The following is a 14,390-nucleotide window of genomic DNA, read 5'->3' as shown; positions in this document are numbered from 1 at the left end:
TACATGTATTAGAGTTTATGCTCTAAAAATGTCAAGAGCAATGCCTATGGTTAATTTAAAGCGCAATAAATGTTTATTTTTGGAGCGCTTTAATATAATAAAGTCGCGATCCTACATCACCTATATAACGGACTTGGTCTGTCATTTCCGTGCCTACGAATTGAGTTTTTAAGGGTAATCCAACGGCTGCTAATTGATCGCCATATAATTGATAGGATTCGGGTGTCACGCGATGCATATAATGATTGGCAATAACACCGTGAACAATTCCTCTATCTTTAATTGAGATAGGTAGCTGCTCATTTACTAAATTACCAAATGTTCTAATATTAATATATTGTGGACGACTTTCGATACGATATTCTAAATCTGGGTTCAGCATATTTAATCTAGGCATTTCAAGATTTGGGTTACTGGTTTGCTGTTGCTGATAATAGCCTAATATTGCTTCCGTTTTATCCTCATTAATTACCATCCATAACATGTGATTCTGTTCAAAGGGAGATTGTAGACGGATAAACTGTCCATATTGTAAAAGCGTGCGATGCTTCTTATAAAATTCGATCTGTTCTTTTACTGCTTTGCTTTCAAATGAAGTGAGTTTGGTGATATCGAGTTGATAGCCTAAATTACCAAAGGCAGCAACATTAAAACGTGTTTCAATGGGCGTATTACGCAGTACTTGATGTGAAGGTCGACCGCTTATGTGGGCACTCATTGTTGATGGTGGGTAGAGCAGTGAGGTGCCATATTGAATACGCATTCTTTCTAGCGCATCGGTATTATCGCTGGTCCAGGTTTGCGGCATATAACAAAGCATGCCTAGATCAAAACGATTACCACCACTCGAGCAGGATTCAAATAGAATATTGGGAAAGGCGCAGGTGAGTTTTTCCAGTAATTGATATAGACCTAAAACATAGCGATGCGCAAATCCCGCCTGTTGTTCCTTGTTTAAATAATTTGAAAATATATCACTAAAATTCCGATTATGATCCCATTTGATATAGTCAACGTCAGCCCTTGTAAATAGATGGCTTAATTGGGTAAAAAGATACTCAATAACGGCTGGGTTTGCCATATCTAAAACCAGTTGGTTTCGTCCTAGGGAAGGATTTCTATCGGCTAATTTCACTGCCCATTCAGGATGTTCTCGATAGAGTTTACTATCGATAGAAATCATTTCAGGTTCAACCCAAAGACCAAATTTAAGACCTAGTTTTTTTATTTTTTGGCTGATATGAGCAATACCCTTGGGCAATTTTTTTACATTATCACAAAAATCACCCAGGCTAGATTGATCATTATTTCGGTGACCAAACCAACCATCATCGAGGACGAACATTTCAATACCAAGATCCTTCGCTTTACTGGCAATGGCGATAAGTTTACGGCTGTTAAAATCAAAATAGGTGGCTTCCCAATTATTTATTTGAATGGGGTGTGGGCTATTTTGCCATTGGCTAGGGATCAGATGATGTTGTACTAGGTGATGAAACTGTTGACTCATGCCATTGAGACCCTGTTTACTATAGGTCATTAATGCTTCAGGCAGGGCTAAGGTTTCATTGCTTTGTAATAGCCAGTTAAAATCGAATGGATTAATACCGAGCATCACTCGGGTCAAATCATAGGGAGAGACTTCAATACTGCATTGATGATTGCCACTATATACAAGTCCGAAACCATAGCATTCTCCCGATTTTTCTTGGCAATCGGGGCGGGCTAAGCATAAAAAAGGATTATGATTTGCACCGCTAACACCTTTTTTAGAATCTATTTGGAAGACGCCTTTAGTGATTTTCTGGCGGGTAACTTGCGCTTCCTTTGTCCATTTCCCTTGCAGATGAATAAGATCAAAGTTTGCATCTGAAAAATCAACACAAGCACTGAGGGCTCGTTCAATGGTGATCTGCTGTTCGCTACAATTAACTATTTCAGTACTGCGACTGATTATATTTGCCTGTTCAAATACCGTGTAATGTAGATGAAGTTCAATATTTTTAATCGGTTCCAGAAGAATAATGGTTAACGCGACAAATTCATTACTGCTTGTTGGTGAATGTGATTGCGGTAGACCTTGTAATGTTGGTTTGTGTTTCTCAAGCTGGTGGGACTTGTAGATAAAGTCGCTGGTACTACTGCCATCGTCATAGCGAATATGTAACGAGGGTTCTCGATAATCGCCTTTACCGTAGCAGGGCGCCTCCAATTTTAAGGTTTCTAAGGTTAAGCTACCGAGTTCCAGGGAATAGTCAGTGGTTGATCCTAACTTTACATTAAAGCGTTGATCCAGCGCTGAAAAATTCGTACGCTGAGTCAGTTTATAGCCATAATGCAAATTAATAAGATGACCAGATTCTGCAATCTTTAAAATATAACTACTATTCTGGGTTTGTAGATGAAATTCATTAGTTGCTGAATTATAAAAGATCATCCCTTGAAGTCCTTATTGTTTTTTAGTTTTCTGTTTACTAGGAAGCGTTTCACCAATAGTTTCTAAAATACTCTGCTCATCGTAGTTTCGCATTAACCACACTCCCAAATAGGCAAGTAGTCCCGCAATAATCGCAGTAAGCATGACACCAAAATTTGTTGGTTCAGTGACCGCTGTGGATTCTTTTAAGGAATTAATAATAATGATGGATGGAAATACTAAAGCGGTTAATGATGTTGCTGCTTTATAGGCAAACATATTGGAACCATAAAAAATACCTTCCCGTTTTTTGCCCGTTATTTCAGCATCGGCTAGCGAAAGATCGGCAACAATAACATTGGGAATAATACCTATAATTGCCAATGGAAAAGAGAATAAGATAATGACTGTCCAACCGAGAATTTCTGGATGCGGGACAATATGGCAGAATGAAAAGGCTAATAATAGTGTTCCCTGCATGCCAAGGGCAAAGCGAAATAAGGATTTTTTAGTGTAGCGTTTTGTTAATTTAACTACCAAAGGATAAAGCAATAAACTCAGTGCAAACATCGACATCATCATCATTGACGCTTGACCTTCGGGTAATCCCATTAGCATTGTAATATAGTAAATTGCACCCACTTCTAGAAAAAATCGAGACATAAAGGCAAGGCCATTTGAAATTGTAAAAATAGCAAAATTACGGTTTTTAAAGGCATCTTTTACAGCACTAAACATTCCTTGATCATTATGGTTTGTTGCATTGCTGTTTTGCTGGCAATCGCGCTTTTCATTAATCGCTATAATTGGAATAAGCATACCAATAATACCGAGAACGGAAAAGATCCCAACGGAAATTTGTACAGATTGAACAGGGCTAAATCCATTGTTTTCTAAGGCGGCTTTTATCACCCATATTAATTGTCCTGCAGCAAACCCAAGCGCCCATGTGACAGAGCAAAATGTAGAAATAAGGACGCGATCCTGTGCCGTTTTTCCGAGTTCTGGAATAAGCGACATATAGGGAACACAGTAAGAGGTAAGGCTCAGTGTCACGGTAATACAGCAGCCTACTAACCAAATTATATTAATATTACTAACCACATTGACGGGAGGAAAAAAAATAGCCGCCGAGGCAAGCGCAGTTGGAATAAAACTGAGCATCATGAAAAATCGACGACGACCAAAACGACTGGTAGAACGATCACTTAAATTAGCGATAATGGGATCGGATATCGCATCTAAAATTCGATTAAATGCATAGATTAAACCGATAATAGTGGCGCCAAACAAAACCGGTGAGCGACTGATAAATTCGGGTATTTGAGTCGCACCTTGCACCACGGGGGGGTAATAAAAATAAGTAATAAGAATACCGTAGGAAAAGGTTGCAATACACCAACCAAAATTGCCCATGGCAAAGGCGGCAATTCTCCATTTAGATAAAGAAGATGTGTTCATAATAGATCCTTACTTAAGGTAAACTGGAAACATCAATAGGATAAGTGATTTGTATTGAATATTATGTGACGAAAGGGGATAATAAAACAAAAAGGTGAATCTTATTCATGTTTTATGCGTTTGGTCACTTTCCAGTAAAAATCAGTGTTGAGCTTTTATTGTTAAGGGCTTAAGGTAATTAAAAGTAGTGTTAAAATCGAAACTTTATCGGCCCTATATTGAGAAAATATTTTTAATAATATACAGTGAGTTATATCAATACCTACGGGACTTAACTCGTTTAGGTACAATTGGATGAACACATTTAAAGTGATCCCTATGCCAACAAAAAAACCGACGTTATCAGCTAAAACAACAAATCGAAGAAATCCTTCACAGAACAGAAGTAAAGAGCGCGTTGAAAAAATTCTACTGACGGTAAAAACGTTAATTGAAAAAAATGGAATTGCTAATCTTAAAATTGGCGATATAGCTGCCCATGCAGGCGTCTCTCCGAGTTCTATTTATCAATACTTTTCCGATAAAGAAACCATTATTATTGCTTTGGCTGAGTACTATATGGTGCAGATTAGTAGTTTAATCGAGAAAAATTTAGATACGTTAGAGGAACATGTGCAGATTGCCGATCTATTAAGGCAAAATTTTTACGATATTTATGAACTTCATCAGCGTGAACCTGCATTGCAGGAGATTTGGTTTGAGTCTGTTGATCCAAAACTTAATCAATTAGCGTTACAGGATACACAGAAAAATGCCGATTTGATTTTAGCGCGTATTCAGTCCTTTGCTAAGGATGGAAAGTCTAAAGAATTGGGGGAATTTGTATTATTGGTGAGCCATCAATTTGCAGCAACCATGCGTTTAAGTCTTGCCATTGGTAAAGAGTACGGTACTGATTTTATTGAGATGCATTGTCAAATGGTGACTAAAAGTTTAAAAGATTATATCGATATTGATGCGATATAATCTTTGAAATCCACTTTAATGTTTTGATCAATATTACAGCATTACAGCGTAACTACTCAGGCCGTCGCCCTTTAAGCTTATTTCATCGTTGAAAAATGCTCATTTAAACCACTAAACTGCGCTTTTTCGCCTTGAACTAAGCATAAATGGCTTATCCCTGAGTATTTACACCCTATTTATGACAAAAACTCATGAAATTTTAAAGGGTGCAGAGTAGTTACATTACAGCTAATAAGCACTGTAATCTTGATTCGATTTTTAATTATCTTTTGTATTGTTAAGTGCTAGTTCAACCACCTTGTAAGCACCATCATAAATACCGTGTCGTTTTGCTTTTAAAATATTGTTATTCATTTCAGTTAATAATTCATGATCGGTTAAGAGTATTGCCAATATATTATGAATTTCTGCATTAGTGGTACATTCCGTTGTTCCATCTCCAATTTCTGCCGCACAAAGCGCACCATAGGCCTCATGTCCTCCCACTCGTTTGATCATTAATTTTGGAACAGGGTAAAAAGCCAGTTCGCTTGGTTTAGTAATTAACAGATCGCAGGAGCGCATTAATAAATTGGTCGTATAAACGGCTGAAAATAGGTTTTCATCGTAAAATAAATGAATGCCTTTTAGGTCTTCTTTATTTAAAGCTGCTTCGGTAAAATCTTGAGTGTCTTGCCAATCATTTTGATGAATAAATACATCGTCATTAACATATTTTAGGTCATGTGTTAGTTGTTTTAGTACTTTTATATGATCACCAATATTGACATAAATAACTAAGCTTCCTTGCTTAATCTGTTGCATATTATTTAGGATGATTTCTTTATAAAGATCATATTGAGCGCCTGCACCACCAATGGTTAACAATAGTCGTTTGGCTTTATTATGCTCAATTCTATCGAGTCGTTTTGCGGTATCTTGTTCGAGATCTTGAAGGAGTTCATGGTCAATATAATGACCGACATTATAAAGTGATTTTTCTGGCATTGGATTCGTGTTTTCTTTGCTCATGCCTTTTAAGGTTTTATAGCCAAAATAGCAGGAAGGCGTTTGTACTGCATGTATCGCACCTTCGGCTAAGTGTAATGCCATTGGCCAATTATCGGGGATAACATTAATCACGGTTTGCATTTTGGCGTGAACTGCTGCTTGAGCAGTCCAAGTATGGGTACCAATAAAAGGAATGTCTTTGGGTAAGTTCTTAAAAATCGGGGTCATTAATTCAGTTAGTTTTTGATCCATTGCATTGAAGTCAAGTTTCCGAAATCCTTCACTATTGAGTGGTTCCCAATAAAAATGATTAAATAATTTAGATTTTTGAGAAATACGAGAGCCGAGAGAATAGAGTTTATTAAGGTGGTTTATTACTTTGCTGCCCGTTGTTTCAGGGAAAGCCGTAAGATCAAACCAGTAGGGAGTATAACCTAAATGACGTGCTGCAGAGGCTATTGCCATCGCGATACGATAATGACCATATCCCATACGAATATTACCAATAATAATAGCTTTATTATTTGCTAATGGGCAATTTGAGTCACTGGGTATTATTTTTTGCATGTTAAATGCAGGTGTTAAAACCAGATCATCTGAAATACCAATAGGGTAGTGCTGTTGTTGATCATCTCCAAACTTGTGTAAATATTTATTTTTTTGTTTTTCTGCTTTAGCTTGGATTTTTAGTGAAATAGTGTTGCCAAAGATAGTATTTGAGCCTGCCATAATTAATCCTCGGTCGATAGATAAAATGTAAATGTTATTCACATTCTAAGTCTATACTTAAAAAATATAAAGATGAATATGATTCAGGTTTATATTATGAGAGGTGGCTCACTGTTTAAAATATTGCAGCTTGCAGATAATGGAGGGTGAATTATTCTCAGTGCGAAGATTAAAAATGAACGAGGGATAAAATGATTCATAATATTACAGCCTATGACCAACGTATTATCGAAGTTCATCAATGGTTACCTAAGAACACGCCCTTAAAGGTGTTGGTATTAAGTCATGGTATGGGGGAACATATTGAGCGATACGCGCATTTTGCGAAAGTTTGTAATGACAATGGTATTGCGGTTTTAGGTGCAAATCATAGAGGTCATGGACCGAGTGCTCAACGCCTTGGTTATTTTGCCGATAGTAAAGGATGGGACCTTGTATTATCAGACCTTTCTCAGGTTATTGAATTTGTTACGGAAAAATTTGCTACTCAGCCAGTTTTATTAGGGCATAGTATGGGATCATTTGTTGCTCGTCATTATGCATCAAAGTATGGAAATACTATTGCAGGACTTGTCTTATGCGGCTCTAATCACCTGGGGACATTATTGTTTAGATTTGGATTATTTGCTGCAAAATTAGAGAAATTACGCATTGGTAAAGCCACGCCAAGTCGGTTACTCGATAAACTTTCCTTTGGTGATTTTAATAAAAAGATTGTTCCCCTGAGAACCTCTCAAGATTGGTTATCGCGTGATCCGAAAATTGTGGATCAATTTATTGCCGATCCCTACTGCGGTTTTATCTGTACACCACAATTTTGGATAGACTTTTTAGGGGGATTAAATGAAATGAGTAAAACCCATGCATTTGAGGCTATTCCAAATGATTTACCTATTTATCTGATTAGCGGTGCTGCAGATCCTGTGAGTCGCTATGGAAAAGGGTTAAAAGCGCTAGAGGAAAAGCTAATAAGTTCAGGGAAAACAGATATTACTTCGCATTTATACCCTGAGGCAAGGCATGAATTGCTTAATGAAATTAATAGAGAAGAAGTTTATCGGGATCTGTTTGCGTGGTTAGGTAATTAATAAATAACCCGATGAATTCTGGATAAGCTTTTGTCCTATCATTCTCGAGGTATTTTAATCGATCCATGAAATCCCAGCTAAAAGACTGCCGAGATGACGATTATAAAAATATTATCCTTAAACAGAACTAATAAAAAAAGGGCTGATAGCCCTTTTTTGTTGTGGTTAATAGAAGAAGCTTAACCTTCTATAATGCCCTGACTTTTCAGATATTCGCTATATGGACCATGGAAATCAATCACTTCATTGTCTTTGATTTCAATAATACGTGTTGCCAATGATGAAACAAATTCACGGTCATGGCTGACGAATAATAAAGTACCTTCGTAGTTTTCTAGTGCTAAGTTCAAGGATTCAATCGATTCCATATCCAAGTGATTGGTTGGCTCATCCATTAATAGAATATTTGGGCTATCCATCATTAGCTTACCAAATAACATGCGTCCTTGTTCACCACCGGAAATGATTTTAACGGATTTACCAATATCGTTAGAGCCGAATAGTAAGCGTCCTAATGTGCCGCGAACAGACTGTTCATCGTCACCAGGCTTCATCCATTGACTCATCCATTCCATTAGGGTTTGATCTTTTTCAAAGGCGTAGGCGTGATCCTGTGCGTAATAACCTAAATTGGCATTTTCAGACCATTTAAATTCACCACTATCACATTCAACTTCGCCCATTAACGTGCGTAATAGAGTTGTTTTACCAACACCATTTTGACCGATAATGGCAACACGCTCACCGACTTCTACCATTAGATTTAAATCTTTGAATAATGTTTTATCAAAGCTTTTAGTAATATTGTTAACTTCTAATGCGTTACGGAACAGTTTTTTCTCTTGTTTGAAAACAATGTAAGGATTAACTCGACTTGATGCTTTTACTTCTTCAAGTTGAATTTTATCCATTTGTTTAGCACGCGAGGTAGCTTGTTTAGCTTTAGATGCATTCGCTGAGAAACGACTAACGAATTCTTGTAATTCCGATAGTTGTGCTTTTTTCTTCGCGTTGTCATTGAGTAGACGTTCACGTGCTTGTGTCGCAGCCGTCATGTATTCATCGTAGTTACCGGTGTAAACACGCATTTCACCGTAGTCGATATCGGCCATATGAGTACAAACAGAGTTTAAGAAGTGACGGTCATGCGAGATGATTACCATAGTACATTGGCGTGCATTTAATTCTGACTCTAGCCAACGAATTGTATCGATATCCAAGTTATTGGTTGGCTCATCAAGTAACATGATGTCTGGATTTGAGAAAAGTACCTGCGCAAGTAACACACGCAGTTTCCAACCAGGTGCGACTTCAGACATTAAACCATAATGTTGTTCAAGTGGGATGCCAACGCTAAGGAGTAATTCTCCTGCGCGTGAATCGGCGGTATAACCATCCATTTCTGCAAATTCAGTTTCAAGATCCGCCACTTTCATGCCGTCCTCTTCACTCATTTCCGGTAAACTATAGATGCGGTTACGTTCATTCATAACCTCCCACATTTCTTTGTGGCCCATTAATACCGTATCTAATACAGAAAATTCTTCAAAGGCAAACTGATCCTGATGTAGCTTAGCGACTCGCTCGTTAGGATCTTTAGTGACGTTACCTGCACTTGGTTCTAGGTCGCCGGTGAGGATCTTCATAAATGTGGATTTACCACAACCGTTAGCACCAATCAGACCGTAACGATTACCGGTACCAAATTTAACCGAGATATTTTCAAACAGAGGTTTCGCACCAAACTGCATAGTGATGTTATTAGTACTTAACAAGATTAATTTCCTAATTGGGTAAAACCCAAACGACTTGAAAATGGCTATTAATGCACCTTTGCGTCGCTTGAGTATGGATAAATAAAAGTGCCGCTATTATACAGAGACGGTTGATTATTTATAGAGCAATCGTGATTTTAATCACATCTTTAATGGGTATTTTAAGGCTTAAAATAGGATGTTGTTTTTTTTACTTTAGGACTTGTTTTTTGACAAATTGAGACTGGCATCACAATTGCTGTGTTCTTCAGAATTATTTGTTTTTAATCAGAAAAATTTAAAAAAAGAGGTTAAATTTATGCCCATATCACAACTAGCAGAGCACCCACAGAGAGGCGAACAAAATCATGCAAATATGACTGCTGCGAATAATGCGACGGAAAATTCTAGTTTTGATCGCGTGATGCTGCAAATGAATATCGCAGACCAACATGTCTTTAAAAGTGAATTAGCGCAACAATGGCAGAAAGCAGCCTTTGAACATGAATTGATTTCAGTATTAAGTTGTGAAATCGACTTTTATGATGAATATGTAAAAAATTATGGTGTGCAAGGCGCTTCATTTATGTTGATTTCGGTTGCGTTAACACTGAAGAATATTTGTGATTTATATGGCTGCTTATTAACTCGAAATGCGCATCAGGGGTTTAACATATTAGTAAAAGGTGGCACTGAAACTAGCGTTAAAGGTATTGCGGATGGTTTATGTGATGCCGTTAAGCAATCTAAAACAGAACATAAATATTCGAAAATAGGCAATATAGTTACTTTAAGCATGGGCGTTTCTGCGCTATATCCACAGACAATGGAATTATTTAAAGAAAAGGCTAAAGTGGCTTTACACCATGCTCAGGATTTCGGCGGTAATCAATGTTGTAATGATCCGAAAAAAGATGTGGTACCAACGATTGAGGATGCCAAAACAGAACAGCCTGAAATGAAGCAAGAACAACCGGTTATAGAAGCAGAAATCTCTGAAGTGTTGGCGGAAGAACCTATTGAAATCGAACCAGAGGCCGTTGAACGTAAATCAGTCTTAACACGAATGTACCGTGGCAGAAAAATAGAAGTAGAAACAAAATTATCTGAAAAAAACGCACCAATATCAACCAGCTCTGCACCAAATAAAGACAGTGTCGATTTTTTTGCTGAACCAGAAAAACCAAAACAGAAGGAAAAACCGGTGAGAATGTATCGAGGTCAAATTATCAGAGATTAAACTTTAATAGAGATAATGATGATTTAAAGCACCTATCAGTGTTGCTTTGCTGTAAACTTGCGATCTTTCTATTATCTATTCTATACAAGAGATTAATTTATGAGTTTTGACTCCCTAGGTTTACCCGATGCACTAGTAAAAGCAGTTAAAGAGCAAGGTTATACCGAGCCATCTCCAATTCAAGCCCAAGCTATACCTGCCGTTTTACAGGGCAAAGATGTTATGGCTGCAGCGCAAACGGGTACCGGTAAAACAGCAGGTTTTACATTACCTTTATTGGCAAACCTAGAACATGGAGAGCGCGCTAAATCGAATCAAGTACGTGCTTTAATTTTAACGCCAACACGTGAACTAGCGGCGCAAGTGCATGCGAGTGTAGAAAGCTATGGAAAAAATATGCGATTGCGCTCAGCTGTTGTATTTGGTGGTGTAAAAATTAATCCGCAGATGCAAAAGTTACGCGGTGGTATCGATATCTTGGTTGCAACACCAGGCCGTTTGTTAGACCTGTATCAACAGAATGCGATTCGTTTTAATCAACTTGAAGTGCTTATTTTAGATGAGGCAGATCGTATGTTAGATATGGGCTTTATCCATGATATTAAGCGTATTCTAAAAGCATTACCGCCAAAACGTCAGAATTTACTATTTTCAGCGACATTTTCAAATGATATTCGCGCTCTGGCAAAGGGATTAGTTAATAACCCCGTTGAGATCTCCGTTAGTCCACGTAATACAACGGCTGAAAGTATCACTCAATTTATCTATGAAGTGGATAAAACGAAAAAATCAGTGGTATTAAGCACCCTTATTAAAGACAACAATTGGCAACAGGTATTAGTTTTTGTTAAAACTAAGCATGGCGCGAATCGTTTGGTGAAAACATTAGATGCCCGTGGTATTCGCTCTGCTGCTATTCACGGTAATAAAAGTCAGGGAGCAAGAACTAAGGCGTTAGCGGGATTCAAAGAGGGCGAAATTCAAGTGCTGGTGGCAACCGATATCGCAGCTCGTGGTATTGATATCGATCATCTTCCTCAAGTGGTTAACTTTGATTTACCACATGTTAGTGAAGATTACGTTCACCGCATTGGTCGTACTGGTCGTGCCGGCAATGAAGGACAAGCTGTCTCTTTAGTTTGTCAGGAAGAATTTAAATTATTAAAAGATATTGAAAAGCTTATTAAAAAATTGATTCCTCGCAAAACCTTAGCTGGTTTTGAACCAGGCGAACCGCTACCACCTTCAACATTGGATACACGTCCTGCAAGGCCTAAAAAGCCGAAGAAACCTAAAGTAGGGCATCGCGATGGTCAACGTTCAGGCCCTTCAACGGGAAGCAATAAAAAACAGCGTTCAGTTCGAAATAATTTTGTTGGTTAAGTTAAGTTTGTATTCTTAATTGACTGAAAGCCTTAAATAGCGCTGTTATTTAAGGCTTTTTTATTAGATTTTTTAACCTAAAAAATAAAAAGGCGAATACATTAATGAAAAAAATAGCTGTATTTGCAGATGTGCAGAATATTTATTACACCACACGACAAGCCTATGGAAAGCAGTTTAATTATCGAAAACTATGGCAAATAATGGCTGAACAGGGAGATATTGTATATGCCTTTGCCTATGCAATTGATCGCGGCGACAATCAACAAAAGAAATTTCAGGATGTGCTTAAACACCTTGGCTTTGAGGTTAAACTCAAACCCTATATTCAACGAAGCGATGGCACGGCAAAGGGAGATTGGGATGTTGGCATTACCATTGATGTAATGGAAGTCGCTCCGCAGGTTGATAGTGTTATTCTGCTTACTGGCGATGGGGATTTTGCTATTCTGTTGGATAAGGTGAAGCAGGTATACGGTGTTAATACAGAGGCTTACGGCGTGCCGCAATTAACGGCAAAAGCGTTAATTGATGCCTGCTCTGTCTTTCATCCGATAGAAGGTGACCTATTACTTTAATAGATTACGGATTCTATCTTTCAACATATCAATTGCAATACGGTTTTTACCGCCACGGGGCACGATAATATCGGCGTATTGTTTAGAAGGCTCAATAAATTGAACATACATAGGGCGGACTGTTTTACGGTACTGTTGAATAACAGATTCCATGGTACGGCCACGTTCTGCTACATCACGGGTTAAACGGCGCAATAAACAGATATCTAATGGAGTATCCATAAAAATACTGGCATGTAGTTGCTCACGTAATTCAGGTCGGCTGAGTAACAAAATCCCTTCTAGAATAATCACTTTTTTGGGTTGGACGTGGGTTGTTTCTGGCAGACGGGTATGTTCGGTATAAGAATATTGTGGGATATTAACGGATTCGCCATTAATCAGTGATTTTAAGTGGCTAGCTAATAATTCATGGTCCAATGAATTAGGGTGGTCATAGTTTGTTTTAACACGATCTTCCATCGCCATATGACTTTGATCTTTATAATAACTATCCTCTGAAATAATGGCGATTTTGGCTTTACCAAGATCTGACTTTAACTCATTAAAAATAGTGTGAGCAATGAGGCTTTTGCCTGAAGCAGAGGCGCCTGCAATTGCAATTACTAAGCAATCAGATGTATTTGGCATAAATATTGAACCTTTATTTATTAGAGTTTATTTGGAAGTCGAGCCGATTATAGATGCTAACTGTACAAAAAATGGACAGCGTCTAAAATTAACCGCAAATTTTACAGGAATTAGCAGATATGTCAGTAAAAAGAAGTTATTTTAATTAAATATAATCGACTGATATATTTGTCTCAATACGTTCGTTTTTTATGGAATTTTTATGGATACCTCTGTTTTAATACTTTTTATTCCTACTTTCTTTTTTGTTTCAGCAACACCCGGTTTATGCATGACATTAGCCATGAGTTTAGGCATGACTATTGGCGTCCGTCGTAGTTTATGGATGGTAGTGGGTGAGTTAGTCGGCGTTGCATTAGTGTCAATCTCTGCATTAATAGGTGTGGCGACGGTTTTATTAGCTCACCCCAATTTATTTCTCGGCTTGAAATACTTGGGAGGAGCGTATTTATTATACCTTGGTATACAAATGTGGTTTTCGAGGGGAAAAATGGCTATTTCTGCTGATTTCTCTACACCAGACAAAGTTGCACCTTGGCCACTTATTTCTCAGGGATTTGTGACTGCGATTGCCAATCCTAAAGGGTGGGCATTTATGATCTCTTTATTGCCGCCTTTTATTAATGCAGATTTACCGCTTCACCCTCAAGCAACAGTGCTTATCGCGATTATTTTATTTTTCGAGTTAGTTTGCTTATTACTTTATGCAACGGGTGGTCGTACGTTGCGTAATTTATTACAAAAAAGTGGCAATGTGATTATTATGAATCGTATCGCAGGTAGTTTAATGATGGGTGTCGCTGTGTGGTTGGCGTTAGGTTGAATTATATTTATATTCAGCGTGTGAATTTTCTCTTTTATAGAGAGGTTTCACGCCGTTGAATGAGTGTTATCAATTTTTTCATTTTTTGTAGTTTATTTATTCGTTTTCTTTAATTGTGAGCCTAATCATAAAGCAATTGTCAGCACTTATTGGTCAATAGTGACCCCCGTCATGAAACAAGAATCATATTCATATTTACTTTGAACTTTAATAAAAATCAGCTCATCATAAATACATGAATACGATTCACATTTATTTTTCTGTGATCGTTTTTTTGGAATCACAATGAGCAGACGTATTGAAATAACAGTTTCAGATTCGATATTGCGAAT

At 37.6% G+C, this 14,390-nt stretch carries 11 protein-coding genes; 6 read left to right on the top strand and 5 right to left on the bottom strand.

Annotated elements, in window-relative coordinates:
• Window positions 1–73: 73 nt before the first annotated feature.
• Complete coding sequence (locus ACR30L_RS17305; protein WP_435235478.1) at window positions 74–2,437, bottom strand: alpha-galactosidase; 2,364 nt, start codon at window positions 2,435–2,437, stop codon at window positions 74–76.
• A gap of 12 nt (window positions 2,438–2,449) precedes the next feature.
• A complete protein-coding gene (locus ACR30L_RS17300) occupies window positions 2,450–3,877 on the bottom strand; it encodes an MFS transporter (RefSeq protein ID WP_435235477.1) in 1,428 nt (475 codons plus the stop codon).
• A 294-nt stretch (window positions 3,878–4,171) separates the two neighbouring features.
• Here ACR30L_RS17300 and ACR30L_RS17295 point away from each other — a divergent pair, with 294 nt between their 5' ends.
• Window positions 4,172–4,843 (top strand): TetR/AcrR family transcriptional regulator, encoded by a 672-nt coding sequence (locus tag ACR30L_RS17295; protein ID WP_435235476.1) that lies wholly within the window; start codon window positions 4,172–4,174, stop codon window positions 4,841–4,843.
• A gap of 258 nt (window positions 4,844–5,101) precedes the next feature.
• Here the strand turns inward: ACR30L_RS17295 and ACR30L_RS17290 are convergent, their stop codons facing one another.
• Window positions 5,102–6,562 carry a DUF6937 domain-containing protein gene (locus ACR30L_RS17290; RefSeq protein ID WP_435235475.1) on the bottom strand — a complete coding sequence of 487 codons (1,461 nt, stop codon included), beginning with the start codon at window positions 6,560–6,562 and terminating at the stop codon, window positions 5,102–5,104.
• Window positions 6,563–6,753: 191 nt separating this feature from the next.
• On the opposite strand from ACR30L_RS17290, the gene ACR30L_RS17285 reads away from it, so the two are divergent.
• Entirely contained in the window at window positions 6,754–7,650 is an 897-nt protein-coding gene (locus tag ACR30L_RS17285) for an alpha/beta hydrolase (protein WP_435235474.1), read from the top strand.
• A 179-nt stretch (window positions 7,651–7,829) separates the two neighbouring features.
• Here the strand turns inward: ACR30L_RS17285 and ACR30L_RS17280 are convergent, their stop codons facing one another.
• Window positions 7,830–9,425 carry an ABC-F family ATPase gene (locus tag ACR30L_RS17280; protein ID WP_435235473.1) on the bottom strand — a complete coding sequence of 532 codons (1,596 nt, stop codon included), beginning with the start codon at window positions 9,423–9,425 and terminating at the stop codon, window positions 7,830–7,832.
• 298 nt (window positions 9,426–9,723) lie between these two features.
• On the opposite strand from ACR30L_RS17280, the gene ACR30L_RS17275 reads away from it, so the two are divergent.
• The 3 genes from ACR30L_RS17275 (at window position 9,724) to ACR30L_RS17265 (ending at window position 12,605) form a co-directional block, all read left to right on the top strand.
• Window positions 9,724–10,644 carry a diguanylate cyclase domain-containing protein gene (locus tag ACR30L_RS17275; RefSeq protein ID WP_435235472.1) on the top strand — a complete coding sequence of 307 codons (921 nt, stop codon included), beginning with the start codon at window positions 9,724–9,726 and terminating at the stop codon, window positions 10,642–10,644.
• Window positions 10,645–10,743: 99 nt separating this feature from the next.
• Entirely contained in the window at window positions 10,744–12,027 is a 1,284-nt protein-coding gene (locus ACR30L_RS17270; protein WP_435235471.1) for a DEAD/DEAH box helicase, read from the top strand.
• 104 nt (window positions 12,028–12,131) lie between these two features.
• Window positions 12,132–12,605 carry an NYN domain-containing protein gene (locus tag ACR30L_RS17265; protein WP_435235470.1) on the top strand — a complete coding sequence of 158 codons (474 nt, stop codon included), beginning with the start codon at window positions 12,132–12,134 and terminating at the stop codon, window positions 12,603–12,605.
• On the opposite strand, the gene udk is transcribed toward ACR30L_RS17265, so the two are convergent.
• Window positions 12,597–13,235: a uridine kinase gene (gene udk, locus ACR30L_RS17260; protein WP_435235469.1), complete on the bottom strand. Its 639-nt coding sequence runs from the start codon at window positions 13,233–13,235 to the stop codon at window positions 12,597–12,599. The two genes, ACR30L_RS17265 and udk, sit on opposite strands and share 9 nt — an antisense overlap.
• 202 nt (window positions 13,236–13,437) lie before the next feature.
• Between udk and ACR30L_RS17255 the strand changes: the two genes are divergently transcribed.
• Window positions 13,438–14,058, top strand: coding sequence for a LysE family translocator (locus ACR30L_RS17255; RefSeq protein WP_435235468.1), 621 nt, complete (start codon window positions 13,438–13,440; stop codon window positions 14,056–14,058).
• The last annotated feature ends 332 nt before the right edge of the window (window positions 14,059–14,390 follow it).

This window comes from Psychromonas saccharinae (genome assembly GCF_051201515.1).
Taxonomy (GTDB): Bacteria; Pseudomonadota; Gammaproteobacteria; order Enterobacterales; family Psychromonadaceae; genus Psychromonas.
Note: the sequence above shows the minus strand (reverse complement) of the source record. Positions and strands in the feature narration are given on the sequence as shown.